General features: G+C 62.6%; 22 protein-coding genes and 1 tRNA gene. 3 read left to right on the top strand and 20 right to left on the bottom strand.

Annotation, left to right across the window (positions count from 1 at the left end; translation table 11 throughout):
* Positions 1–75: 75 nt before the first annotated feature.
* Entirely contained in the window at positions 76–1,503 is a 1,428-nt protein-coding gene (locus tag PAF12_RS01555) for a Glu/Leu/Phe/Val dehydrogenase (protein WP_271108267.1), read from the top strand.
* 42 nt (positions 1,504–1,545) lie between these two features.
* Here PAF12_RS01555 and PAF12_RS01550 read toward each other — a convergent pair whose 3' ends face one another.
* The 4 genes from PAF12_RS01550 to petA form a co-directional block, all read right to left on the bottom strand.
* Complete coding sequence (locus PAF12_RS01550) at positions 1,546–2,430, bottom strand: ribokinase (protein WP_271108266.1); 885 nt, start codon at positions 2,428–2,430, stop codon at positions 1,546–1,548.
* A 114-nt stretch (positions 2,431–2,544) separates the two neighbouring features.
* Positions 2,545–3,783 (bottom strand): cytochrome c1, encoded by a 1,239-nt coding sequence (locus PAF12_RS18960; protein WP_368045155.1) that lies wholly within the window; start codon positions 3,781–3,783, stop codon positions 2,545–2,547.
* Between the two features lie 13 nt (positions 3,784–3,796).
* Positions 3,797–5,119 carry a cytochrome b gene (gene petB / locus PAF12_RS01540; RefSeq protein WP_271108265.1) on the bottom strand — a complete coding sequence of 441 codons (1,323 nt, stop codon included), beginning with the start codon at positions 5,117–5,119 and terminating at the stop codon, positions 3,797–3,799.
* Positions 5,120–5,130: 11 nt separating this feature from the next.
* Positions 5,131–5,691, bottom strand: a complete 561-nt coding sequence (petA, locus tag PAF12_RS01535; RefSeq protein ID WP_271108264.1) for a ubiquinol-cytochrome c reductase iron-sulfur subunit — start codon at positions 5,689–5,691, stop codon at positions 5,131–5,133.
* Between the two features lie 269 nt (positions 5,692–5,960).
* On the opposite strand from petA, the gene PAF12_RS01530 reads away from it, so the two are divergent.
* Entirely contained in the window at positions 5,961–6,707 is a 747-nt protein-coding gene (locus tag PAF12_RS01530) for a class I SAM-dependent methyltransferase (RefSeq protein ID WP_271108263.1), read from the top strand.
* Here PAF12_RS01530 and PAF12_RS01525 read toward each other — a convergent pair.
* The 5 genes from PAF12_RS01525 to PAF12_RS01505 are packed head-to-tail and all read right to left on the bottom strand — an operon-like array spanning position 6,704 to position 12,209.
* A complete protein-coding gene (locus tag PAF12_RS01525; RefSeq protein WP_271108262.1) occupies positions 6,704–7,501 on the bottom strand; it encodes a purine-nucleoside phosphorylase in 798 nt (265 codons plus the stop codon). The genes PAF12_RS01530 and PAF12_RS01525 overlap by 4 nt on opposite strands.
* The gene (locus PAF12_RS01520; protein WP_271108261.1) at positions 7,485–8,450 is read right to left on the bottom strand and encodes an ABC transporter permease; all 966 of its coding nucleotides are present in this window, start codon (positions 8,448–8,450) and stop codon (positions 7,485–7,487) included. Before PAF12_RS01520 ends, PAF12_RS01525 begins: the two co-directional genes overlap by 17 nt.
* The gene (locus PAF12_RS01515; RefSeq protein WP_271108260.1) at positions 8,450–9,547 is read right to left on the bottom strand and encodes an ABC transporter permease; all 1,098 of its coding nucleotides are present in this window, start codon (positions 9,545–9,547) and stop codon (positions 8,450–8,452) included. Before PAF12_RS01515 ends, PAF12_RS01520 begins: the two co-directional genes overlap by 1 nt.
* A complete protein-coding gene (locus tag PAF12_RS01510; protein ID WP_271108259.1) occupies positions 9,547–11,220 on the bottom strand; it encodes an ABC transporter ATP-binding protein in 1,674 nt (557 codons plus the stop codon). Before PAF12_RS01510 ends, PAF12_RS01515 begins: the two co-directional genes overlap by 1 nt.
* On the bottom strand, positions 11,220–12,209 hold the full coding sequence (locus PAF12_RS01505) for a BMP family protein (RefSeq protein ID WP_271108258.1): 990 nt from the start codon (positions 12,207–12,209) through the stop codon (positions 11,220–11,222). The genes PAF12_RS01510 and PAF12_RS01505 overlap by 1 nt, the downstream gene beginning before the upstream one ends.
* 455 nt (positions 12,210–12,664) lie before the next feature.
* Here PAF12_RS01505 and PAF12_RS01500 point away from each other — a divergent pair, with 455 nt between their 5' ends.
* Positions 12,665–12,895, top strand: a complete 231-nt coding sequence (locus PAF12_RS01500; protein ID WP_271108257.1) for a DUF333 domain-containing protein — start codon at positions 12,665–12,667, stop codon at positions 12,893–12,895.
* 172 nt (positions 12,896–13,067) lie between these two features.
* Here the strand turns inward: PAF12_RS01500 and hflX are convergent, their stop codons facing one another.
* From hflX to PAF12_RS01445, 11 genes are all read right to left on the bottom strand, one after another.
* Positions 13,068–14,366: a GTPase HflX gene (hflX, locus tag PAF12_RS01495; RefSeq protein ID WP_271108256.1), complete on the bottom strand. Its 1,299-nt coding sequence runs from the start codon at positions 14,364–14,366 to the stop codon at positions 13,068–13,070.
* Positions 14,367–14,600, bottom strand: a complete 234-nt coding sequence (gene hfq / locus PAF12_RS01490) for an RNA chaperone Hfq (RefSeq protein ID WP_271108255.1) — start codon at positions 14,598–14,600, stop codon at positions 14,367–14,369.
* A gap of 93 nt (positions 14,601–14,693) precedes the next feature.
* Positions 14,694–16,322, bottom strand: coding sequence for a potassium transporter TrkG (locus PAF12_RS01485; RefSeq protein ID WP_271108254.1), 1,629 nt, complete (start codon positions 16,320–16,322; stop codon positions 14,694–14,696).
* The gene (gene trkA / locus PAF12_RS01480; RefSeq protein ID WP_271108253.1) at positions 16,322–17,698 is read right to left on the bottom strand and encodes a Trk system potassium transporter TrkA; all 1,377 of its coding nucleotides are present in this window, start codon (positions 17,696–17,698) and stop codon (positions 16,322–16,324) included. The genes PAF12_RS01485 and trkA overlap by 1 nt, the downstream gene beginning before the upstream one ends.
* Before the next feature lie 60 nt (positions 17,699–17,758).
* Entirely contained in the window at positions 17,759–18,934 is a 1,176-nt protein-coding gene (locus PAF12_RS01475; protein ID WP_271108252.1) for an ABC transporter ATP-binding protein, read from the bottom strand.
* A 27-nt stretch (positions 18,935–18,961) separates the two neighbouring features.
* Positions 18,962–20,506, bottom strand: a complete 1,545-nt coding sequence (locus PAF12_RS01470) for an alpha-amylase family glycosyl hydrolase (RefSeq protein WP_271108251.1) — start codon at positions 20,504–20,506, stop codon at positions 18,962–18,964.
* Positions 20,506–21,639, bottom strand: a complete 1,134-nt coding sequence (locus tag PAF12_RS01465) for a carbohydrate ABC transporter permease (RefSeq protein WP_271108250.1) — start codon at positions 21,637–21,639, stop codon at positions 20,506–20,508. The genes PAF12_RS01470 and PAF12_RS01465 overlap by 1 nt, the downstream gene beginning before the upstream one ends.
* Positions 21,639–22,634, bottom strand: a complete 996-nt coding sequence (locus PAF12_RS01460; RefSeq protein ID WP_271108249.1) for a carbohydrate ABC transporter permease — start codon at positions 22,632–22,634, stop codon at positions 21,639–21,641. Before PAF12_RS01460 ends, PAF12_RS01465 begins: the two co-directional genes overlap by 1 nt.
* 60 nt (positions 22,635–22,694) lie before the next feature.
* Complete coding sequence (locus PAF12_RS01455) at positions 22,695–24,050, bottom strand: ABC transporter substrate-binding protein (protein WP_271108248.1); 1,356 nt, start codon at positions 24,048–24,050, stop codon at positions 22,695–22,697.
* A gap of 303 nt (positions 24,051–24,353) precedes the next feature.
* Positions 24,354–24,848, bottom strand: coding sequence for an Rrf2 family transcriptional regulator (locus tag PAF12_RS01450; RefSeq protein WP_271108247.1), 495 nt, complete (start codon positions 24,846–24,848; stop codon positions 24,354–24,356).
* Between the two features lie 114 nt (positions 24,849–24,962).
* Positions 24,963–25,038, bottom strand: a tRNA-Thr gene (locus PAF12_RS01445).
* Between the last annotated feature and the right edge of the window lie 18 nt (positions 25,039–25,056).

Raw genomic sequence — 25,056 nt, 5'->3', positions numbered from 1 at the left:
CGCCAAAATTCATTGCCAATTTTCGGCATAAAGGCGATGCTTGCCCAAGAAACAGGCAGCTCAAAAGGTCCAACAATGAGCCAGAACCACCCGTCATTCCGCGACTCAGTCGACATCATGTTCGGCAAGGCGGCTTCGCTGATGAAATTGCCGCCGGGACTGGAGGAGAAGATCCGGGTTTGCAACTCGACCTACACGGTGCGCTTCGGTGTCCGCCTTCGGGGTGCGATCCACACCTTTACCGGATACCGCTCCGTCCATTCCGAACATATGGAGCCGGTGAAGGGTGGCATACGCTATGCGACCTCGGTCAACCAGGACGAGGTCGAGGCGCTGGCGGCGCTGATGACCTATAAATGCGCGCTGGTCGAGGTGCCGTTCGGCGGCTCCAAAGGCGGGCTGCGGATCAACCCGCGCGAATGGGACGAGGATGAGTTGGAGCGGATCACCCGCCGCTTCACCTATGAGCTGTCACGCCGCAGCCTGATCTCGCCGTCGCAGAACGTCCCGGCCCCGGATATGGGCACGGGCGAGCGTGAAATGGCATGGATGGCCGACGCCTATAAGCGGCTGCATCCCGATGACATCAACGCCAAGGCCTGCGTCACCGGCAAGCCCGTGACAATCGGCGGCATCTCCGGGCGGGTCGAGGCAACCGGGCGCGGCGTGCAATACGCCGTTCAGGAATTCTTCCGCCATCCCGAAGCGCTGAAACGCGCCGGGCTTTCCGGCGATCTGTCCGGCAAGCGCGTCGTCGTTCAGGGCCTCGGCAATGTGGGCTATCACGCCGCCAAGTTCCTCCAGAAAGAGGATGGCTGTGCGATTGTCACCGTGGTCGAATATAACGGCACCGTCCACAATCCCGACGGTCTGGATATCGACGCGCTCAAGGCGCATATCAAGGAAACCGGCGGGGTGGAGAACTTCCCCGGTGCCAGCTTCCGCCCAGCCGGTCTCGAAGGGCTGGAGGATGATTGCGACATCCTGATCCCGGCCGCCGTTGAAAGCGTCATCACCGCGAACAACGCCTCACGCATCAAGGCCAAGCTGATTATCGAGGCTGCAAACGGCCCCGTGACCGCCGAAGCCGACAAGATCCTGCAGGAAGGCGGCGTCGTCATCATCCCGGATATGTACGCCAACGCCGGTGGTGTGACCGTGTCTTACTTCGAGTGGGTGAAAAACCTCTCCCAGATCAGCCTCGGCCGGATGGAGCGGCGTTACGAAGAATACCGCAACAAGCTGCTGATCGCCGAAATCGAACGCCTCTCGGCGGATTCCGGGCTGAAATGGACCATGACCGACGGGTTCAAGGAAGCCTATCTGCACGGCGCTGACGAGATCGAACTGGTCCGCTCCGGCCTCGACGATACGATGCGGGAGAACTACCAGAAGATGCAGGAGGTCTGGTTCGGCGACAAGCGCGTCGATGACCTGCGCACGGCGGCCTATGTCGTTGCGATCCGGCGGATCGCCAATGTCTACGGCTCGCTCGGTCTCTGATCCGCAGCGATCTGATTGCGCGACCGCAGCCCGGCTGATCCGTCAGCCGGGCTTTCTTTCTGCCAGAAAATCCAGCACCTCCGCCGCCTTCGGGATCGCATCCCCGGCCCCACGCCGCGTGACCTTGACCGCCGCCGCGGCGGAGGCATGGCGCAGCGCCTCCTGAATATCGCGCCCCAGATCCAGCCCCGCCGCGAAATACCCGGCGAAGCAATCCCCGGCGCCGGTCGTGTCAACGGCCTTGACCGGAAAGGCCGGCTGCCGCGTCGTCTCGCCCGTCACCAGATCCCGGTATTCAGCGCCATCCGCGCCAAGCGTGACCAGCATCGCAGGGACCGGAATATCGCCCGGCATCGTCTCAGCAAGCTGCGCCGCCTCGATCTCGTTCAGCGCCAGCAGCGAGACATGGTCGATCACCTCCCGCACCGCCGCGATGCTGAACGGTGCGCAGCTATAGACCACCCGTGCCCCGGCTGCCCGCGCCATCCGCGCGGCCTCGGCCTGCAAATTCGTCTCGTTCTGGATCAGCAGCGTGTCGTCCGGGCCGATCCCGCTCAGCGCAAGCGCAAGCTGATCCGGCTGCAACCGCCGGTTCGCGCCCGGATGCAGGACAATCGCGTTCTCCGCACCTTCATCGACCAGAATGATCGCATGCCCCGTTGCAGCATGTTCCAGCCGCGCAATATGCGTGGTGTCCACCCCGGCCTCGTTCAGCCGGTCCAGCACCCATGCGTCGGCAGACGCGGAAATCGCCCCGATATGAACCACCCTCGCCCCGGCTTTCGCCGCAGCAATCGACTGGTTCGCGCCCTTTCCGCCGAGACCCTGACCGTATTCGCGCGCGCCCAGCGTCTCCCCCGGTGCCGGAAAATGATCCAGCCGGTAGACATGATCGATATTGATCGAACCGAGATTAAAGATCGCCATGCCTGAGCCTCACAGATGTCCTTCGCGCCGGATAATGTAGGACCACCAGCTAAGATATTGCAAATAAAAGCGCGCCCCGAAGGGTGCGCCTCAAGATCACGGAAGCTGGAAGGATCAGCTGTCCTTGGGATGCTTCACATTCCACCAGATCCGCTTATTGGTCAGGTAGAGCAGCGAGGCGAGGATCGCGAGGAAGATCACGGCCACGAAGCCATTTTCCTTCCGGGCCATCATCTTCGGCTCAGCGGTCCACATCAGGAAGGCGGACACGTCCTTCGCCATCTGATCGACCGTCGCCGGTGTGCCGTCTTCATAGGTCACCAGATCGTCGAACAGCGGTGCAGGCATCGAGATGAAGCCGCCGGAGAACGCCGCATTCCCGTAAAGGACCGAACCGGCCTGTTCGACTTCTTCACCATTATAGCCGGTGAGGACCGAGTAGATATATTCCGGCCCGCCGATCCCGTTGATGAACTGGCTGATGCCCGTACCCAGCGGACCGTGGAACCCGGCGCGGCCCTTGGCCATCAGCGACAGATCCGGCCCCATGCCAAGCCCGGTCACGGTCGGGAAATGATCCGTCGGCAGGCGCGGACGCTCTTCCCCGGTTTCCTCGTCGATGATGAACATATTCGCCGCATAGGCACGGACCTGATCTTCCGGCAGACCCGGACCGCTTTCGTCATGCAGCGTGCGGATCGGCACCTGTTTCAGACCGTGGCAGGCCGAGCAGACCTCGGTATAGACCTGAAGACCGCGCTGAAGCTGGAACTGGTCGTATTTGCCGAACGGACCCTCGAAGCTGAAGGCGACGTTGGTGACATGGGCTTCCTCGGCCTCTTCGGCCTCCTCTTCCTCAGCACCTTCCGCCTCGGCAGCTTCGCCTTCTGCGGCTTCGGCTTCGTCGGAAGCCTCTGCCTCGCCCTCAGCGGGGGCCGCTTCGTCTGCCGCAGGCGCTTCTTCCGCGACCGGATCCTCGGCCGGAGCTTCCCCGGCTTCCGTCGCGGCTTCCGCCTCGGCGGCCTCACCTTCCGGTGCTGCCTCTGCCGCTGCGGGCTCCGCCGCGTCGTCTTCTACGGCAATGGCATCATCTGCCGCTGCCGCTGCTTCTTCCTCAGCCGTGTCAGCCGCGTCGGTCACTGCCTCCGCCGCTGCATCGGCAGCGTCGCTGGCCGCCTCCGCCACAGCATCGGCGGCGTCGGTCGCTGCCTCGGCAGCCGCATCCGCGGCAGATTGCGCCGCCTCGGTGACGGCGTCTGCGTCGGGCACCGTGGTCGCGCTTTCCTGCGCCCAGCCTGCGGCAGCAACGGACAGCGCGGCGACGGCCGTGAGTGTCGTGATTCTCAGGGTCATTGCTTGCCTCTCCTTACTCGGCAGGATGGGTTTTGGCGCCGTAATGCTCGGCAAAATCTTCCTCGATCGTCGCCGGCATCGGGTCGGGTTTCTCAACAAGACCGAGCACCGGGAGAATGATCAGGAAATAGGCGAACCAGTAGGCTGCACCGGCCAGCGCGATATAGGGATAGATCCCTTCCGCAGGCATGGCACCGGCCCACATCAGCACCACGAAATCAACGCAGAGCAGCCAGAACCACCATTTGAACATCGGGCGGAACCGGCCCGAGCGGACCCGGCTGGTGTCCAGCCACGGCACCAGCGCCATGACCAGGATCGCGCCGAACATGGCGAGCACGCCGAAGAACTTCGCGTCGATGATCCCGAAGGAGATGAAGTCGACCAGCTGGACAACCCAGACCTCCGAGTCGAAGGCGCGCAGGATCGCGTAGAAGGGCAGGAAATACCACTCCGGCACGATATGCTCCGGCGTCGAAAGCGGGTTCGCCTCGATATAGTTGTCCGGGTGGCCCAGATAGTTCGGCATGAAGCCGACCACTGCGAAGAACACCACCAGAATGACCGCCAGCGCGAACAGATCCTTGATGACGAAGTAGGGCCAGAAGGGCAGCGTGTCTTTCTCCGCTTCCTCTTTGGAACCACGGCGCACCTCGATCCCGGTCGGGTTGTTGTTCCCGGTGGAGTGGAAGGCCCAGATGTGAACGGCAACCAGTGCGGCGATCACGAAGGGCAGCAGATAGTGCAGCGAGAAGAAGCGGTTCAGCGTGGCGTTATCCACAGCCGGTCCGCCCAGCAGCCATTCCTGAATGCTCGGCCCGATGCCGGGGATGGCCCCGAACAGCCCGGTGATCACCGTCGCACCCCAGAAGGACATCTGACCCCAGGGCAGCACATAGCCCATGAAGGCGGTGCCCATCATGCACAGATAGATCAGCATCCCGATGATCCAGGTCACTTCGCGCGGTGCCTTGTAGGAACCGTAGAAGAGGCCGCGGAAGATGTGGATATAGACCGCAAGGAAGAACAGCGATGCGCCGTTGGCGTGCAGATAGCGCAGCATATGCCCGCCATTCACGTTGCGCATGATATGTTCGACGCTGGCGAATGCCATATCGACATGCGGCGTGTAATGCATCGCCAGCACGATGCCGGTCACGATCTGCAGCGCAAGGCAGAAGGCCAGCACGATGCCCCAGATCCACCACCAGTTCAGGTTCTTCGGGGTCGGGATCATCAACGTGTCATAGGCAAGGCTGACAATCGGCAGACGGCGATGCAGCCAGCGCTCGATACCAGTCTTGGGTTCGTAATGGTCGTGTGGAATACCGGACATGTCGCGCCTCCTCAGCCGAGTTGCAGAGTTGAGTCGTCAAGGAACGCAACGACGGGAATTTCCAGGTTGCGCGGCGCGGGACCGCGGCGGATCCGCCCGGCAGTGTCGTAGTGAGAGCCGTGGCAGGGGCAGAACCAGCCGCCGAAATCGCCGGCGCCGTCACCGATCGGGACGCAGCCCAGATGGGTGCAGACGCCGATCATCACCAGCCACTCGCCCGCGTCGTCAATGGCGCGGTTCTCGTCCGTGGCGGGCTCGCCCGGCTTGTTCTCGTTCTCGGCACCCTGGTCGATCAGGTCGCCCAGATCCACGGCACGGGCCGCGTCGATCTCTTCCTGGGTCCGGCGGCGGATGAACACGGGTTTCCCCAGCCACTTGACGGTCAGTTGCGTGCCGAGCTCGACCCCGCTGACATCGACCCTGATCGATGACAATGCCTGAACGTCGGCGGATGGATTCATCTGGTTGATCAGGGTCCAGGCAGCGGCACCCGTGGCGACCGTTCCGGCCCCCGCGGTGACATAGTAGAGGAAGTCCCTCCGCGTGCCTTCGTGTTCTTCAACGTGGGTCACGGCAAATCTCCGGTTCAGGCCCGCCTGCACGGACCAGCTATATATTTTCGAGCCGCTTGAATCACGACCTTCGCATGCGCATCTCTATCGTTCAATTTTCTGCCAGTCCAGCGGCGTAGGGGCAAGAGCCACAGCCAAATCGCCGCAACGGAGCAATTTTTGTCTCCGACGCCACGACAGATTGCGACATTACGCCGCAGCCTGCCGGGTCAATTGTGTCATTTTTCCTGCCCTGATAGTTTCGCCGCGAAACCTCGGGAAAGGCCGTCATGACACAGCGCAGCCATTTTGCGGAAGGCGGCGCGGAATATGCCAGCCACCGCCCCGACTACCCGCCCGCTCTCGCGGAAAGCCTGAGTTTTCTGTGTGCCGCACACGGCCACGCCGTCGATATCGGCTGCGGAACGGGGCAGTTGACTGCGCTTCTGGCCGGGCATTTTGACCGGGTGACGGGAATCGACCCAAGCCCGTCGCAGGTCGAGAATGCCAGACGGGTGGATCGCGTCGACTACCGGATCGCCGATGCCGAAGAGACCGGCCTGCCCGATGCATCAGCGGATCTCATCGTCGCCGCGCAGGCCGCGCACTGGTTCGATCTGCCCCGTTTTTACGCCGAGGCACAGCGCATCGCCCGGTCCGGCGCGATTCTGGCCCTGATTTCCTACGGCGTGCCGGAATTCAGCGACGACTTCGCCCTGGCATTCGCGCGATTCTACTGGCAGGACACGCATCAATACTGGCCCGACGACCGCGCCCATGTCGAAGAGGGCTACCGTTCTCTGGAATTCCCCTTCCGGGAATTCGCCCTGCCACCGATGCGGATCGTCCGGGACTGGTCGCTCGACGAACTGACCGGATATATCGGCACCTGGTCGGCAACCAGACGCGCCCTGAAGACAGGACATGAACCGGCATTCACGGCGGCGCTGGACCGGCTGACGCAAGACTGGGGCGATCCCGCGACCAGACGCCGGATCATCTGGCCGATTGCCTCACGCCTCACCCGGCTCGGTTAACCGCGCAGAAAACGCCGCAGAAGCTTTTCCAGCTTTGCCGCACCCAGCGGGGCCATCTGCTTGGTGTGCTCGTGGCTGATCGATTCGTCGCTCAGCCCCGCCCCCATATTGGTGATGACCGAGATCGCCGCACAGCGCAGCCCAAGGAACCGCGCCAGAATCACCTCCGGCACCGTGGACATGCCGACCGCATCCATGCCCAACACCCGCGCCGCCCGGATCTCCGCCGGGGTCTCGAAGCTGGGGCCGGAGAACCAACCGTAAACGCCTTCGGGCAGATCCACGCCTTCCGCCGCCGCCGCATCCTTCAGCGCCTGACGTATCTCCGCGTCATGCGCATCGGTCATCGGCACGAAGCGCGCATCGGTCTTTTCCCCGATCAGCGGGTTCGTCCCGGCAAACGCGATATGATCGCTCAGCAGCATCAGCCCGCCGGGTGCCAGCGCCTCGCTGACCGCCCCGGCCGCATTGGTCAGGATCAGCCTGCCGCAACCAAGTGCTGCCAGTACCTCCAGCGGCAGACGCATCGCATCCGCCCGCCCCGATTCGTAGTAATGCGACCGCCCGCCAAAGACCGCGACCCGCGTCCCTTCCAGATCGCCGATCACCAGTTGCGGCACATGGCCCGAAACCCCCGCATGCGGAAACCCCGGCAGATCGTCATAGGGGATCGCCACACCGTCCACAGCCTGCGACAGATGCCCCAGCCCCGAGCCGAGGATCAGCCCATATTCCGGCGCCTCCGCCCCGGCACGGGCGCGGATCAGACCGGCAAGCTCAGCGCTCTTTGACATAAGGCTCTCCCCCCGCACGCGGCGGAATGGCGCGGCCGACAAAGCCCGCCAGAATGATGACCGTCAGAATATAAGGCAGCGCATTCATGAACATCGACGGGATCGTCACCGGCCCAAGCTCCAGATTCGGATAACGGTTCGCAATCGCCTCCAGCAGCCCGAACAGGAAGGTCGCGAACAGCGCCCCCCAAGGCCGCCACTTGGCAAAGATCAGCGCCGCGAGTGCAATGAACCCGCGCCCCGCCGTCATCTCCTTCACGAAGCCCGCGCCGAGGCCGGTCGCCAGATACGCCCCGGCCAGCCCGCACAGCACCCCGCATATGCCAACCGCGATATAGCGCAGCCGGATCACCGAGATCCCCGCCGTATCGACCGATGCCGGGTTCTCCCCCACAGCCCGCAGCCGCAGCCCGAACCGGGTGCGAAACAGCAGCCACCATGTCAGCGGCACGCACAGAAACGCCACATAGACCAGAATCGAGTGGCCCGAGATCAGATCGGCATAGACCGGCCCGATCACCGGCACATCGCGCAGGCTATCGGCAAAGGGCAGCGTGATCGTCCCGAACCGCCCGCCCCCGGTCAGCGACGGCGTCCGCCCGCCAAGCCCGAAGATCTTCTGCCCCAGCAAAACCGTCAGCCCCGAGGCAAGGAAATTGATCGCCACCCCGGCAATCAACTGGTTCCCCCGGAAGGTGATGGAGGCAAGACCGTGGATCAGCGACATCATCAGCGATCCCACAACCGCCGCGATCAGCCCCAGCCAGGCCGAGCCGGTCAGCGCAGCAACCGCAGCCGCCGAAAACGCCGCCATCAGCATCTTGCCTTCCAGCCCGATATCGAACACGCCGGAGCGTTCCGAATAAAGCCCCGCCAGACAGGCCAGCAATAACGGCGTCATCAACCGCACAGCGGAATCGAGGATCTGGATGATGGTGTTCAGGTCCATCACGCATCCCCCCGCTTGCGGCGCGCTGCGAAGAACGCCTCCAGCGGCGCGCGGACCATATTGTCGAGCGCGCCGGTGAACAGGATGACAAGCGCCTGAATGACGATGATCAGTTCGCGCGGGATGGAGGTCCACAGCGCCAGTTCGCCCCCGCCCTGATATAAGAAACCGAACAACAGCGCCGCCAGCAGCACGCCGACCGGATGGTTGCGGCCCATCAGGGCGACGGCGATGCCGATGAAGCCCGCGCCCTCGACATTGTTCAGGATCAGCCGCTCCGCCTCGCCCATGACGTTATTCGTGGCCATCAGCCCGGCCAGCCCGCCAGAGATCAGCATCGCGATCACGGTGATCTTCACCGGCGAAATTCCGGCATAGCGCGCCGCCGTTTCCGAACGTCCAAGCGCGCGGATCTCATAACCCAGCTTGGTCCGCCAGATCAGCGCCCAGACCGCAGCGCAGGCCAGCAGGGCAATGATAAAGGTGATGTTCACCGGCGTATGCGTGCCCCACTCCACCCCGAAAGCGGCGAACATATCGGTGATCTTCGGCAGATGCGTGGCTTCGGGAAAATTGGCCGATGCCGGGTCCATGCTGCCCACGGGACGCAGCCAGTTCACCAGGGCCCAGTTCAGCAGCGCCGCCGCGATGAAGTTGAACATGATCGTCGTGATGACGATATGGCTGCCGCGCTTGGCCTGCAAAATCGCCGGAATGAACGCCCATGCGGCACCAAAAGCCGCGGCCCCGATCATCGCGCCCAGCAGCGCCAGCGACCAATGCGGCCACGGGATGAACAGGCACATCATGGCCACGCCAAGACCGCCAAGCCCCGCCTGCCCCTCGCCGCCGATATTGAACAGGCTGGCGTGATAGGCGACCGCGACAGCAAGCCCGGTGAAGATGAAATTCGTCGTATAGTACAGCGTGAACCCCCAGCCATAGCTGGAGCCGAGCGCGCCCGTCACCATCGTCTTGACCGCTTCCCACGGGTTCTCCCCGATGGCGAGGATGACCAGCGCCGATATTCCAAAAGCCAGCGCCAGCGAGATCAGCGGCGTCAGGACCACATCCGCCCATTTCGGCATCTTGTCCATCAGCGTCCCCCCTCTGGCGTGGCGGTCGGCTCGGCAGGATGGTCCGCCGGGTGGCTGTGGCCGGGCGGAATACCGTCGTCCCGGCTTGCGTCATCGGTCTCGGTCACGCCTGCCATCAGCAGCCCCAACTCCCCGGCGGAGGTGTTTTCCGCCTGCCGTTCACCCATGATCATGCCGTCGAACATCACCAGAATCCGGTCGCTCAGCGACATGATCTCGTCCAGTTCCACACTGACCAGAAGCACCGCCTTGCCCGCATCGCGCAATTCGACGATGCGCTTGTGAATGAACTCGATGGCGCCAATATCGACGCCGCGCGTCGGCTGCCCGATCAGCAGCAGATCCGGGTTCCGCTCCACCTCGCGGGCCACGACGATCTTCTGCTGGTTCCCGCCGGAGAAATTGCGCGCCGCCAGATCACAGGTCGGCGGGCGGATGTCGAAACGCGCGATCTTGCCCTCCGCATCTTGGCGGATCGCCACCCGGTCCATGAATACACCCTTGCTGTATTCCGGCGCACGGTGATAGCCGAACGCGACGTTTTCCCACGCCGCGAAATCCATGATCAGCCCTTCATCCTGCCGGTCCTCAGGCACATGGCCGATCCCGCGCATCCGCCGCGTCGCCGCATCGGATTTCGTCCCGGTCAGGTCAATGCTCTGCCCGTTGACGAAAATCTCGCCGCTGACCTTCGCGCCCTTCTCGGGGAAGCCGCCCAGCAACTCCAGCAACTGCGTCTGCCCATTGCCGGAGACACCCGCGATCCCCACGATCTCACCGGCGCGGATGCTGAAATCAATGCCCCGGATCCGCTCCACCCCCTCGTCATCGACCAGGCGCAGATTGCGGACCTCAAGCACAGTTTCGCCGGGCCGGGCGGGCTGCTTGTCGACCTCCATCAGCACCTTGCGGCCAACCATCAGCTCCGCCAGCTCCTCGGGGCTGGTCTCGGCGGTTTTGACACTGGCAACCATCTCGCCGCGCCGCATCACCGACACGGTGTCGGTGATCTCCATGATCTCGCGCAGCTTGTGGGTAATGAGGATGATCGTCTTGCCCTCATTCTTCAGCCCTTCGAGAATGCGGAACAGATGATCCGCCTCCGCCGGTGTCAGCACCCCCGTCGGCTCATCGAGGATCAGGATATCCGCCTGCCGGTACAGCGCCTTCAGGATCTCCACCCGCTGCTGATGGCCGACCGACAATTCCTCGATCGTCTCGTCGGGATCGACCTGCAATTCATATTCCTCGGCCAGTTCCCGCAGCCGCGTCCGCGCCCGCGCCAGAGACGGCCGCAACATCGGCCCGTCCTCCGCGCCCAGAATAATATTCTCCAGCACGGTGAAATTCCGCACCAGCTTGAAATGCTGAAACACCATGCCGATGCCCGAACGGATCGCGGCCATGGAATCGGTGATCTGAACCGGCGAGCCGTTGATGCGGATCTCCCCCCGGTCGGGCTTGTAGAACCCATAGAGAATCGACATCAGCGTCGATTTCCCGGCCCCGTTCTCCCCGATGATGCCGTGGATCGATCCTTTCGCGACCGTCAGATCGATATTCTTGTTGGCCTGAACCGGGCCGAACGCCTTGGAAATACCGCGCAGCTCAATCGCCGCCACGTTTTGGGGGGCCGCACCCGGCCCCCCTTCTTGCGCCACCGCCTCGGGCATCAATCGACCGGGCAGCTATTGTCAGTCATATAGTCATGAACCTCGATCTCGCCCGAGGTGATCTTCGCCCGCGCGTCATCGACCGCTGCCTTCATCTCTTCCGAGACAAGCGCGGCATTGTTATCATCCATCGCGACGTCGACACCGCCCGAAGCGACATCCCAGACTTTCAACCCCGGCTCGACCGCTTCACCGGCGGTAAAGGCGTCAAACACGGCCACATCGACATTCTTGACGACCGAGGTCAGAACCTTGCCCGGATGCAGATGGTTCTGGTTGCTGTCCACACCGATGGACAGAACCCCCTCATCCGCAGCGGTCTGCAACACACCGATCCCGGTGCCGCCCGCCGCCGCATAGATCACGTCCGCCCCTTGGGAGATCTGCGCGCGGGTCAGTTCCCCGCCCTTCACCGGATCGTTCCACGCCGCAGGCGTCGTGCCGGTGTAGTTGATGATAACCTCACCCTCGGGGTTGGCGGCCAGGAAACCCTGACGATAACCGCACTCGAATTTATGGATCAGCGGAATATCCATGCCGCCGATAAACCCGACCGTCCCGGATTCAGAAGCCTGCGCGGCCATGATGCCCGCCAGATACGACCCCTCACCCTCATTGAAGATATTCGACTGCACATTCGGCTGCTCGACCACGCCGTCGATAATGACGAATTTCGTGTCCGCATAGTCGGGCGCGATCTTGTTCAGCACCTCGGCAAAGGCAAAGCCGGTCATCACAATCGGGTTTGCGCCGCTCTGCGCCAAGCGCCGCAGCGCCTGTTCCCGCTGGGCCTCGGACTGCATCTCCAGCTCTTTATAGCTGCCGCCGGTCTCCTCCGCCCAGCGTGCCGCGCCGGTGTAAGCGGATTCGTTAAAGGACTTGTCAAACTTGCCGCCCAGATCGAAAATCAGCGCCGGTTCGGCGAATGCGGCCCCCGCCGTCAGGCCGATCACAGCAACCGAGGCGAAAAGAGTTTTGTTTACGGTCATGGCAACCCCTTGTGTCACGCGGGCGATTCTGCCCGGATTTGGTGGACAAGTTTAGGGCGAAAGCCCCGTCATGGGTCAAGGCGGTTTGTCGTGCGACGACCTGTTCGCCAGTTCGGATATTCGGAAAACGTAGGAAAAACACGCGTTTCAGTTGCAAATCTTGTATTTTTATTACGCATTTTAGCAAATTATAAAAATTTGATTGCTGAACTCACAACTATATGATAATTCATGATTATTGATTGGTTGATACGCATCTCGCCTGTATGCAAATCCACCTTTCAGGCGGGTCAGCGCCAGTCAAAGCTCCTTGCTGACCCGCCCTTTTATCAGGTAACGCAATCTTTGATTGAAGTTTCGTCCGTTTGAACCCAGGAACGGAACGACTCTTTGTCTCCTGAGTTGTTCCATCATTATTTCAAACAACCTGAGGCCCCATGCGCCCCCTAATTCTTATGACCGTGATTCCCCTGCTCGCCGCTTGTGGCGGCGGTGGCAGCAGCAACTCGAATTCGACCACCAGCACCATGCGGGTTCAGGTCGATCCCGCCGCCCTCTATTGCGAGTCGGTCGGCGGGGAAGTCATGAACCGCGTCGTCAACCGCCGCCGCGCCGATCTCTGCCGCCTGCCCAGCGGCCGGACCGTCCGCGCCGCCGACCTGTTGAACAACGCCAACGATCTCTGACCGAGGCCTGAACGATTCGTAAAATCGCAGCGGGCATCCCGGACCGGAATTTTACGCCGGGGTGTCCGCTGACAAATCATGCGGTGCTGCGTGTACCGTCGGTGTACAGCTTGTGTACGCCATGTGTACGGGTTGTGCGCTGTGAAACCCAGCACAGGCTGGGGTTTCGGCGCTAGAGCGCGCCGAAGGCCTGCCGCTGTCTTGTTGTCCAGTTGACTCGGATGACATGGCCGTCCTCGGTCACCTCCTCCGACTCGACAACACCCGCCTCATGCAGCCAGGCGCGGCGTTTTCCCTCGCTGAAATCCAGCCGCAGTTCTGCCGGTTCGCGCGGTTCGGACAGCACCTCCTCAAGCGCGGCTTCGATGGTCTCGGCCAGATCGTCCAGCCCTTCGCCCGTCAGTGCGCTTATGGCCTGCACCGCCTCGCTGCGCCCCCCGGTCCGGCGCAGTGCCGCCCGCGTCGCCGGGCTCAGCGCGTCGATCTTGTTCCACACCTCGACCAGCGCCACATCCTCGTCAACGCCCAGCGATTCAAGGATTTCGGCCACATCCTCGGCCTGTTCCTCGGTCTCTGGATGGCTGATGTCGCGCACATGCAGGATCAGATCCGCCTCCAGAACCTCCTCCAGCGTGGCCCGGAACGCCGCGACCAGCTCGGTCGGCAGATCGCTGATGAACCCAACCGTGTCCGACAGAATGATCTGCCGCCCGCCGGGCAGACGGATCGCCCGCATCGTCGGGTCCAGCGTCGCGAACAGCATGTCTTTCGCCAGCACCTCCGCCCCGGTCATGCGGTTGAACAGCGTCGATTTCCCGGCATTCGTATAGCCCACCAGCGCCACGATCGGATACGGCACCTTGGCGCGCGAGGCCCTGTGCAGGCTGCGTGTTTTCACCACCCGCTCAAGCTGACGCCTGAGCCGGGTCGTCTGCTCGTCAATCGCCCGCCGGTCAGCCTCGATCTGCGTTTCACCCGGGCCGCCGACGAAGCCGAGACCGCCCCGCTGACGTTCAAGGTGGGTCCACGCCCGCACCAGCCGTGTCCGCTGATAGCTGAGCGCGGCGAGTTCGACTTGCAGCACCCCCTCCCGCGTCCGCGCCCGATCCGCGAAGATTTCTAGGATCAGCCCGGTCCGGTCGAGGATCTTGACGTCCCATTGCTTTTCCAGATTGCGCTGCTGCACCGGCGTAACCGGCCCGTCGATCAGCACCAGCTCGGCCTCGACCGCCTCCAGCGACGCCGCCACCTCGTCCAGCTTGCCGGCCGAGAAAAGCTGCCCCGGCGACGGGTTGCGCAGGCGCACGGCCTCTGCGCCCACGATCTCGATCCCCGGCAAAGCCTCGGCCAGCGCCACGGCTTCGGCCAGCGCGCTTTCCGGCGCGCGGCGCGGCGCGGCGCTGCCGTCTATGTCGGGATGCAGGACAAAGGCGCGCGTCGGCGCGCGTTCGGTGACGTGCGGCTCAGCCAATCAGTCGTCGCCCTCATACAGGCTGATCGGCGCACCCGGCATGATGGTCGAAATGGCGTGTTTATAGACGAGCTGTGATTGACCGTCCCGGCGCAGCAATACACAGAAGTTATCGAACCAGGTGATAACGCCCTGAAGTTTCACGCCGTTGATCAGAAAGATCGTCACCGGAACCTTGGCCTTGCGCACGTGATTCAGGAAAGCATCCTGAAGATTCTGTTTGTCGCCAGCCATGTTAGGTCCCTTTTCTTGTTGGTTCTCGAAAATCTATGGGACGAATCGGTAACTTACAAGATTTGGATGCGAACTCCGTGATCCTGTTGCCAATCAGCGACGCCAGAAATCCGGCGTGACCAGCGCCAATATCGCCAACGTCTCCAACCGCCCCACAATCATAGCCCCCGCCAGCACCGTTTTCGGCAGCGCAGCAAGGCCGGACCAGCCTTCCCAGGGGTTTGAGGCGAAACCGGCGGTTGATTCGAAGCTGGGGGTCAGATGGATGGTCCCGGCCAGCGGTCCGGTGTTTGTCAGGGCAGAGACGGAGAGAATCACTGCCGTGTCAAACTCGATGGGCCGAATCGATACCAGCAGCACGGTCACGGCAATGGACAGCGCAAAGAGCATGAAGAAGATGAAGGCCAGATAGGCCCCCTCGCTGCGCAGCCGCCGCGCCATGCGGCCGCCGCCACTGACGGAGGTGGGATGCACGACCCGCTCCAGCTCACGCTCGCTCTGCCGGGCCAGTGCGTAGACGCGCAGCAGCTTCACCCCGCCCGCCGTGGTGGCGACGCCGCCGCCCATGATCGCCAGCCCAGCCAGCAGAAGGCCCGGCGATTCAAGGCCGGACCAGCTTCGCGCCCCCTGCCAGTCGACAGAGTTCCAGCCGGTCGTGGTCAGGAATGACAGGGCGTTGAAGAACCCGCCCCAGGCCGCGACAGCCGCGTTCCGAAGTGAGATCAGAACACCCGTCGCCACATTCGATGCCGCGATTTCCTGTTCGAACGAGGTGAAGAAATGGCGCAGGAACAATACCAGCGCCACCAGCACCACGACGGTGAGCCCGAGGCGCAGTTCGGGGTCGGTGCGCAAGGTTTCCGTCGCGCGCAGCTCGCCGCCGCCGGGCCAGAAGCGCCGCGTCAGGGCGAAGATCATGAAGAACGCCACAACCACCTCGCCCAGAACGCCGGAATGCACGCCGACCGATCCGGCGACCGGCGAGATGCCAGAGGTCGAAAGCGTGCCAAGCGCACGGCAAAGGGCAACCAGCCCCGGATCGCCTGCCAGCAGCAGAATGACCCAGAGTGCCAGCGTCAGCCCGGCGTAATACGGCCCGACATCACGCAGAACCCGCATCGCCCGCGCCGACGGCGTCGTGCGATCAGCACCGAGGCCGAGGAAAAATTGCGGCTGGTTGCGCGGATCGGCGCTTTCGGGCAGGGGCCTGAAACGTTCGCTCCGGCCATAGGGTGACGACAGGATCTCGAACCCGCCGACCTTCATTGGCGACAGCACAGCCACGGCGCTGACCAGAATGAACAACCCGCCCAGCCAGCCGACAAGCGCCCGCCACAGATGGATCGGCGGGGCCAGCATATCGGCGGCATAAAGCGATGCGCCGGTTGTGGTCAGGCAACTGACCATCTCCCACCACGCGTTGAATATCCCGGTGTCGGGCAGCACCATTGCCAGCGGCAGGCCAAGCGCTATGGGCAGCACGCCGAGCACCCCCAGCATCGTCGCCAGAACGGAGCGGCCATGCGGGCCGGGCCGCCGTCCCCCAGCGGTCGCTGCACCGAGAAGCGCGGTCAGCACCAGCATCAGCACCGAGCTGAACAGAAAGGAACGCGCGATTTCATACCACGCCGTTGCCGCTGCATAAGCCGCAGGAACCAGCATTGCCAGACCGGCGACACCGATCAGCAACACAAACAGGGGCATCCGGCTGAAGAAGGACATCAGAAGAAGTCGATGGCGACCTGCAACAGCCGCTCGACCTCCGGGACATCGGGGGTGAGCGCGAAGATGCAGATGATATCGCCTTCCTCTATGCGCGTGTCGGGGTTCGGCTTAACGATCTTGTCGTTCTTCATCACCATCCCGATCAGCGCGCCCTCCGGCAGGTCGATATCGCGAATCGCCCGCCCTGACATGGAGGAGGTGGCCAGCACCTGCGCCTCGATCACCTCGGCCTCGGCGTCGCCAATCGAATAGATGTCGCGCACACGCCCGTGCCGGACATGGCGCAGGATGGTCGACACCGTAGTTGAACGCGGGTTGATATAGGCGTCAATGTCGAGCGGCCCCATCAGCGAAACAAGTGTCGGATCGTTCACAAGGCTGACGACCAGCTTCGCCCCGGTCTGTTTGGCCCGGACCGCTGCGAGGATATTGACCTTGTCGTCATCGGTCAGCGTCAGCACGGCGTCAGCCTTGGCAATCGACGCCTCTTCCAGCAGTTCCGCCGACAGGCCGTCGCCATGAAGCACAATGGTCCGTTCCAGCGAATCCGCCGCGAATTCCGCCCTTTCGCGGCTCCGCTCGATAATCTTGGTACGGACCCGCTGGCGCGCGGTTTCCAGGCTGCGGGCCACCGACAGGCCGACATTGCCGCCGCCGATGATAATGACCCGCTCCGTCCGCTGGGTCTGCTTGCCGAAGATTTCCAGCGTGCGGTCCACATCCTCGCGGTCAGAGAAGACATAGATCTGATCGCCCGCGAAAAGCTGGTCATTGGATTCCGGCGCGAATAGCCGCCCCTCACGGCGGACCCCGACGACAATCGCCCGGAGACTGGAAAACAGATCGTTGAGTTGCCGCAGCGGGGTATTCAGCGCCGGGCAGGTTTCGTCCAGCACGAGGCCCAGCAGCCGGACCTTGCCGTCCAGAAAATCCTCCGCCTCGAAGGTAGAGGGCGCCCGCAGGCGCGCCAGCGCTGCGCGCGCGACCTCGCGTTCGGGGCTGATGACGACGTCAATCGGCAGGTGATCGGTGCGGTAGAGATCGGAATAAATCGCGTCGAGATAGGCGGAGCTGCGCAGCCGGGCGATCTTGCGCGGCACCTGAAACACCGAATGCGCGACCTGACAGGTGACCATGTTCACCTCGTCCGAGTAGGTCGCGGCGATAATCAGATCGGCGTCACGCGCACCCGCCCGGTCCAGCACCTCGGGATGGCTGGCAAAGCCGGTGACGCCCTGCACATCAAGCGCCTCCGTCGCGCGGCGCACGAGTTCGCCGTTATTGTCGATCACGGTGACGTCGTTACGTTCGCCCGACAGGTGGCGGGCAATCTGCCAGCCGACCTGCCCCGTCCCGCAGATGATGATCTTCATTCCGATCCCTTCGCCTTTGCGACAGGATTAGGCGCGTTGGCGCTAGGGGTCAATGAAGGCTCAGCGTGCCGGGTTCGGTTTGGCGATCTCGTCAAGGTCTTCGCCGCCGGGCGGTTCAGGCACATCGCGCGGGCGCGGCGGCGGCGGTCCGTCGCGGTAAAGCAACGAGTTGCCCTCATGGAACAGATGCATCGCTTCGGGATCGGCGGTCAGGCGCACCGTTTTGCGGTTCAGGCCGGCATGGATACCCGGCAGCTTGGCAATCACCGGCTCCGCCTCCTGCCCGGTGCCGAAATAGAGCAGCGTGACCTCGCCCAGTGCCTCGGTCAGATCGACCGTGCCTTCGAACAGCGCCGGACCGTCGGTTTCGCGCATATCCTCCGGCCGGACGCCGAGATTGACGCTGAGACCCTGATCCTCCGGCTTGGTGGGGATCGCGACCTCTGCCACGCCGCCACCATCGAGTTGGACGGTCGTCCGCTGGCCGGTCTGGGTGACCTTCCCCGGCAGCAGGTTCATGGCGGGGGAGCCGATGAACTGGGCGACGAATTCGTTGATCGGGCGTTCGTAAAGCTCCAGCGGCGCGCCGACCTGAGCGATGCCGCCACCTGCCAGAACGACGATCCGGTCGGCCAGCGTCATCGCCTCCGTCTGGTCGTGGGTGACATAGATCATCGTGCGGTCGGGCATCGATTCCTTGAGCTGCGCGATCTCGATCCGGGTTGCCACGCGCAGTGCGGCGTCGAGATTCGACAGCGGTTCGTCGAACAAATAGACCTTCGGGTCGCGCACGATGGCCCGACCGATGGCCACACGCTGACGCTGCCCGCCCGACAGCGCCTTGGGCAGACGGTCCAGATAGGGCGTCAGTTGCAGCATCTTGCCGGCGCGGTCGGTGGCTTCCTGTATCTGCTCCTTCGACTGGCCGGCGATCTTGAGCGCGAAGGCCATATTGTCGCGCACCGTCATATGCGGATAGAGCGCGTAGGACTGGAACACCATTGCGATCCCGCGTTGGCTGGGCGGGATGTCGTTCATCTTCTGCCCGTCGATTTCCAGCGTGCCGCCGGTGATCCGCTCCAGCCCCGCGATCATCCGCAGCAGGGTGGATTTGCCGCAGCCGGACGGGCCGACAAAGACGATGAACTCGCCCGATGTAATATCGAGATTGATGTTCCGAAGCACATTCACGTCGCCATAGGATTTCGCGACATCGGTGAGTTTCAGATTTGCCATAATACGCTCCCCCCGGTTCTGCCCCGGTTATTCCTCGTTAATTTCCGACTGCCACGGGCCCAGCCCGCCCGCCTCGCGATCCGACAGATTGATCCGCAGCGTCACGCTGTCATCCTTGGCGCGACGTTCGATGATCAGCACGTCGCCATCGGCACGGATCGTCTGATTGCCGGTTTGCAGCGATTGATGCTTGTGACGAAGGGCAATGGCCCAGCGGTAATGGTTCAGGATCGATCCGGCGCGATGCTCCTGCTCCGACACGGCGCGCGACAGATGCTCATGCGGGATCGGCAGCCACGGCACGGCGGTCGAGAAACCCGCATGGGTGTTGGCATTCCCCTCCCACACCATCGGGGTGCGGCAGCCGTCGCGGCCCTTGAATTCCGGCCAGAACTCGATGCCGTAGGGGTCCTGCAACGCCTCGAACGGGACATCGGCTTCGGGCAGGCCAAGCTCCTCCCCCTGATAGATGCAGACCGAGCCGCGCAGGAACATCATCACCGTCGCATAGGCAGAGACCGCAGCGTCGCTCAGATGCCAGCGGGTCGCGTGGCGGACGACGTCGTGGTTCGAGAACGCCCAGCAGGGCCAGCCCTCCGGTGCTTTCTGGTCCACATCGGCAAAGACATCGACGATGCGCTGCGCGGTCAGATCGCTGCCCGACAGAAACTCGAACGCATAGGACATATGCATCCGCTTATCGCCGGAGGTGTATTCGCCCAACAGCTCCAGCCCGCGCTGACTGTCACCGATTTCGCCAACCGCAGCCGCGCCGTAAGGCTCCATCACGGCGCGGAGTTTTTCGAGGAAGATCAGGTTCTCGGGCCGCGATTTATCGTAGACGTGCAACTGGTGGTTATACGGGTTCACCTTCGGCGCGGTCTGGTCGTTCCGCTCCTCCGGCGGCAGGGCCGGGTTGTCGCGAAGTTCGGCGTCGTGGGTGTAGAAGTTGATCGTGTCGAGCCGGAACCCGTCCACGCCCCGCTCCAGCCAGAAATGCGCCACGTCCAGCAACGCCTGCTGCACATTCGCATTGTGGAAGTTCAGGTCGGGTTGGGCGGTCAGGAAGTTGTGCAGATAATACTGCTCCCGCCGTGCATCCCACTGCCAGGCCGGACCGCCAAAGATCGACAGCCAGTTATTCGGCGGCGTGCCATCCGGCTTGGGGTCGGACCAGACATACCAATCGGCTTTCGGATTATCGCGGCTGGCCCGGCTTTCCACGAACCACGGATGCTCGTCCGAGGTATGTGACAGCACAAGGTCGATCATCACCTTCAGGCCCAGATCATGCGCGCGCGCGATCAGGGCATCGAAATCCGCGATATTGCCGAAAATCGGGTCGATGTCGCGGTAGTCGCTGACATCATAGCCGAAATCCTTCATCGGCGAGCGGAAGAAGGGCGAGATCCAGACCGCATCCGCCCCGAGCGAGGCGATATGATCCAACCGCTGCGTGATCCCGCGCAGATCGCCCGTGCCGTCCCCGGTCGTGTCCTGATAGCTGCGCGGATAGACCTGATAGATCACCGCGCCCTTCCACCAGTCTTGCGCTTTTTCAAGCTTATTCATCAGCCACCTTTTACAGAACCGGCCAGCAGGCCACGGACCAGATAACGCTGCATCGCGAAGAACACGAGCAGCGGCACGGCAATCGAGATAAAGGCCGAGGTCGCAAGGATTTCCCATTCGCCGCCGCGCGAGCCCATCATCTCGCGCAGGACGCCGGTCATGACCAGTTGGTCACGCGAATTGCCGAGGAACACGGTCGCGATCAGCAGGTCGTTCCAGACCCAGAGGAACTGGAAGATCGCGAAGGACGCCAGCGCCGGGAAGGACAGCGGCAGGATGATCTTGCGGAAGATCTGGAACTCCGTCGCGCCATCCACGCGGGCGGATTCTATCACCTCGCGCGGCAGACCGGCCATGTAGTTTCTAAGCAGATAGATCGCCAGCGGCAGACCAAACCCGGTATGCGCCAGCCAGATGCCCAGATAGCCCTTGCCGATGCCGATGCTGTTATGAAGCTGAAGCAACGGGATCAGGGCAAGCTGCAACGGCACGACCAGCAGGCCGACCACGGCGGCGGTCAGCAGCGCCCGTCCGGGAAACTCCATCCACGCCAGCGCATAGGCCGCGAAAGCCGCGATCAGGATCGGGATGATCGTCGCCGGAATGGTCACGGTCAGCGTATTCATGAAGGCGCGCCCGATGCCTTCGGCGTTCATCACGCGGCTGTAATTCTCGGTCGTGAACTCCGGCGGACTTTCCGTGGTCAGGAATATCCGTTCGCCCCGCGTCATCTCGAACGGCGTTTGCGATTCCATGCGATAGGTGCCGTCATCCACAACCGTCAGGGTCACGCCCTCGTCAATCTCCGCCAGATCACCGGGCTGGTATTCGGACGGGGCGCGCGCGCTTGTGCCCCAAGCGGCGAGGGATTGCCCCTCCTCCAGCACATTGCCGGTGATCACGAACAGATCGCCATCCTGCACCTGATCGTCAGCCGTCCCGGACCGGGCGAAGCTGGTCTGCTCGATCGAGGACAGCGATTTCCACCATCCGGTCTCCGAAATCTGGTCCCGGTCCCGGAAGGACGACACGAAAAGGCCCAGTGTCGGAATGGTCCACAGCACCACCAGAAGCAGAGCCGCGAGGTTGACCGCCCAGGTGAGCGTCGATTTTTGTCCGGCCATGCCTTCCATCAGCGCATCTCCTTACGGACGTTACGGATGTTCCAGATCATGATCGGCAGCACGAGGACCATCAGCACGATGGCAATGGCCGAGCCGCGCCCGTAATCCGGCGAGCCGCGGAACATCCAGTCATACATCAGGTTGGCAAGCACCTGCGTGCCCCACTGACCGTTGGTCATGACGAACACGATGTCGAAGACCTTCAGCACGGTAATGGTGATCGTCGTCCAGACGACCGCGATCGTGCCCATGATCTGCGGCACTTTGATCTTGAAGAAAATCTGCCACGGGTTCGCGCCGTCCAGCACCGCAGCCTCGATGGTTTCCTCCGGGATGCCGCGCAGCGCGGCGGAGAGGATCACCATCGCAAAGCCGGTCTGGATCCAGACCAGCACGATCATCAGGAAGAAGTTGTTCCACGGCTGGATCGTCAGCCATGTCTGCGGCTCGCCACCGATCCACTGCACAAAGGCGTTGAGCAGGCCGATCTGCTCCTCGCCCGCTTCGCGATATTCATAGATCAGCTTCCAGATCACACCCGCACCGACGAAGGAGATCGCCATCGGCATGAAGATCAGCGACTTGCCGATATTGCCCCAGCGGATCCGGTCGGTGAGTTGCGCGGCGATCAGGCCGAACAGCGTCGAGAGCGCGGGCACAACCAGCAGCCAGAAGAAGTTGTTGACCATCGATTCGCGGAATTTCGAATCCCCGACCAGCCAGAGATAGTTGTCGGCGCCCACGAATTGCGTGCTGGGCGCGTTTTTCAGCGACAACCAGAAGGAGTTGACGACCGGGTAGACCAGATAAACCCCGAGAAACAGGATGGCCGGGCCAAGAAACAGCCAAGGCCGGATCATGCTGGCGCGGCGGATATTGTCGCCCGCATTCTCGCCGCGTGGCGGCAGGATCGTGTCGAGCACCCAGTTAGATCCCCAGAACCACGCCACGCAGCCCAAAACTCCGGCGGCAATGGTTCCGACAGCGAGCAATAACAGCTCCATGCCTGTCCCCTCCCTCAAAGAAGCGCCCGGCCTTATGCGCGGCCGGGCGCAGATCACTCGTTACTTCAGCGTGTCCCAGGTGCCCTGGATCGCATCCGCCGCTTCCTGCGCGGACTGACCGCCGACGAAATCGACCATGCCGGTCCAGAACGCCCCGGCACCGATTGCCCCCGGCATCAGGTCCGAACCGTCGAAACGGAAGGTCGTCGCGTCGAGCAGGATCTGCCCCATGCGTTTCAACGTGTCATCGCCGTAAATCTCCGGGTCGACGCCGTTATGCGGGGTGATGAAGCCTTTCTGCGCCATCCAGACCTCATGCGCGATCGGGGTGCGCAGGAAGTCGATGAACGCCATCGCCGCCTCGTTATCCGTCAGGACCGAGAAGGTCGTGCCGCCACCCAGAACCGGCTGGCCCAGATCAACCTCTGCCGAGGCCGGGAAATAGAAGAAATCCCCGTCGACGCCAGCTTCCATGCCATCGGGGAAGAAGGTCGGGATAAAGCTCGCCTGACGATGCATGTAGCAGGCCGGCGGATAATCGAAGAGGCCCTTCGGGCTGTCACGGAAATCGGTCGAAGAAACCGCGCCCGCACCGCCAGCGACGAAATCGTCATTCTTCGCGAACCAGCCGAATTCGTCGATCACGGCCACGATTTCAGGATCGTTGAACGGCAATTCATTCGTGACCCAGGCGTCGTAATCCTCCGGCGGGTTCATCCGCAGCATCAGATCTTCGACCCAGTCGGTTGCGGGCCAGCCGGTTGCGCCGCCTGACCCCAGACCGATGCACCACGGGGTTTCGCCGTCCTCCACGATCTGCTCGGTCAGGGCCTTCAGATCCTCGTAACTTTCCGGCACCTCGTATCCGGCATCCTCGAAGTTCTCCGGCACATACCAGACCAGCGATTTCACATCGGCCTTGTAGGGGAAGCCGTAGACTTTTTCCTCGCCATCCGGCCCGGCGAAGGTCACGAGCTTCGCCCAGTCCTCACCGGCGGCGTAGTTTTCGGCCAGCCAAGCGGCGGTATCATCCGCCAGCGGCTTGAGGCTGCCCTTGGCGGCCAGATCGGCGGCCAGACCCGGCTGCGGGAAGACCGCGACATCTGGGGGCGATCCCGCCTCGCTGTCGATCACGATCTGCTGCTCGAAACTGTCGGAGCCGTTATATTCGACCTCGATCCCGGTCGCTTCCTCGAAATAGGGAATGACCGATTCGAACAGATCCTTGTCACCGCCCAGCCACGGGCCGAAGACTTGCAGGCTTTGCCCGTCCATGCCGGTATGGCTGGCCGCAAACTCCTCATAGCTGGCCCAGTTGAACCGATCATCCTCGCCCGGCTCGAAGATGAGCTGAGCATTCGCCGCTGCGGTCGTGAGCGCTATCATCGCCGCGGAAGTCAGGATTGTCGTTTTCACGTTTTCTCCTCCGTCTGTTGGACGCCCCGTTCTGGGGAATTGCTCCAGATTCATCGCCAATTGTCGCAAATGTCAAACACTGATCTGTCCTTTTGGACATGCCGCAACTGCATCCGGCACGGGCCAGATCAGGCCGGCGATTTCATCATGATATTGTGGATGTTGAGAAATCCGCCTCGCGGCGGCGCAGCAGCCGAACGATGCGACTGGCGGATCGGCGACAAAAAAACACAATCCGGGGAGAGTGAGGGCGATGGCTATCCCGGCAAAGGGACCACGGTACAAATCACCGGCGGCGAAAGATCATTCCTGCAGCAGATATTTATCCTTGCGGCGCTGCCGATCTTTCCTGATCGCCGCGCATCCGGCACCGGAGAACGCGGTTTCCAGATTGATATTGTCCTGAACCAGCTCTTCCAGCGTGATATGGTTGAGTTCGCGGTAAAACGCCGCAACCGCGCCGATCAACGCATCCCGCAGCCTGCATCCGGTGGTCAGGGGGCAGGTATTCCCCTCTGCGTCAAAACACTCGGTCAGCGGCAACGCCGCCTCGAATTCCGAGAAAACCTCGCCGATGGTGATGCTGTCGGGGTCACGGGCCAGCTCGATCCCGCCCGTGCGTCCGCGATGCGTTGTCAGAAACCCCTGAGCGGCGAGTTGATTGACCACTTGCGCAACGTGATGCGGAGAGGCGTTGCACGCCGCCGCAACCTCGCTCGACCGGGTGAGATGATGTCGATTGACGGCGCAATACATCAGCACCCGCATCGCCAGATTTGTCCGAACCGTAAGCCGCAATCAATCCACTCCCTTTATGGTTCCAGCCAGTAAAACGAAGGGATTCGGTCGCGACATTGACTTGGATCAACGGCCGGTAACGAAATTTAATATTTCAGATGCGGAAAACAGACATGGTGCCGCTGAAGGGACTCGAACCCCCGACCCCATCATTACGAATGACGTGCTCTACCAGCTGAGCTACAGCGGCTTTGTCTGTGTGCCGCGC

It is taken from the genome of Paracoccus sp. SCSIO 75233, assembly GCF_027912675.1.
Taxonomy (GTDB): domain Bacteria; phylum Pseudomonadota; class Alphaproteobacteria; order Rhodobacterales; family Rhodobacteraceae; genus Paracoccus.
This window is presented reverse-complemented; position numbering and strand designations above follow the sequence as displayed.

Coding starts and splice junctions, on each gene's coding strand:
- PAF12_RS01555 (WP_271108267.1), top strand. CDS start 76: ATGAGCCAGAACCACCCGTCATTCCGCGACTCAGTCGACATCATGTTC.
- PAF12_RS01550 (WP_271108266.1), bottom strand. CDS start 2,430: ATGGCGATCTTTAATCTCGGTTCGATCAATATCGATCATGTCTACCGG.
- PAF12_RS18960 (WP_368045155.1), bottom strand. CDS start 3,783: ATGACCCTGAGAATCACGACACTCACGGCCGTCGCCGCGCTGTCCGTT.
- petB (WP_271108265.1), bottom strand. CDS start 5,119: ATGTCCGGTATTCCACACGACCATTACGAACCCAAGACTGGTATCGAG.
- PAF12_RS01530 (WP_271108263.1), top strand. CDS start 5,961: ATGACACAGCGCAGCCATTTTGCGGAAGGCGGCGCGGAATATGCCAGC.
- PAF12_RS01525 (WP_271108262.1), bottom strand. CDS start 7,501: ATGTCAAAGAGCGCTGAGCTTGCCGGTCTGATCCGCGCCCGTGCCGGG.
- PAF12_RS01520 (WP_271108261.1), bottom strand. CDS start 8,450: ATGGACCTGAACACCATCATCCAGATCCTCGATTCCGCTGTGCGGTTG.
- PAF12_RS01515 (WP_271108260.1), bottom strand. CDS start 9,547: ATGGACAAGATGCCGAAATGGGCGGATGTGGTCCTGACGCCGCTGATC.
- PAF12_RS01510 (WP_271108259.1), bottom strand. CDS start 11,220: ATGCCCGAGGCGGTGGCGCAAGAAGGGGGGCCGGGTGCGGCCCCCCAA.
- PAF12_RS01505 (WP_271108258.1), bottom strand. CDS start 12,209: ATGACCGTAAACAAAACTCTTTTCGCCTCGGTTGCTGTGATCGGCCTG.
- PAF12_RS01500 (WP_271108257.1), top strand. CDS start 12,665: ATGACCGTGATTCCCCTGCTCGCCGCTTGTGGCGGCGGTGGCAGCAGC.
- hfq (WP_271108255.1), bottom strand. CDS start 14,600: ATGGCTGGCGACAAACAGAATCTTCAGGATGCTTTCCTGAATCACGTG.
- PAF12_RS01485 (WP_271108254.1), bottom strand. CDS start 16,322: ATGTCCTTCTTCAGCCGGATGCCCCTGTTTGTGTTGCTGATCGGTGTC.
- trkA (WP_271108253.1), bottom strand. CDS start 17,698: ATGAAGATCATCATCTGCGGGACGGGGCAGGTCGGCTGGCAGATTGCC.
- PAF12_RS01475 (WP_271108252.1), bottom strand. CDS start 18,934: ATGGCAAATCTGAAACTCACCGATGTCGCGAAATCCTATGGCGACGTG.
- PAF12_RS01470 (WP_271108251.1), bottom strand. CDS start 20,506: ATGAATAAGCTTGAAAAAGCGCAAGACTGGTGGAAGGGCGCGGTGATC.
- PAF12_RS01465 (WP_271108250.1), bottom strand. CDS start 21,639: ATGGAAGGCATGGCCGGACAAAAATCGACGCTCACCTGGGCGGTCAAC.
- PAF12_RS01460 (WP_271108249.1), bottom strand. CDS start 22,634: ATGGAGCTGTTATTGCTCGCTGTCGGAACCATTGCCGCCGGAGTTTTG.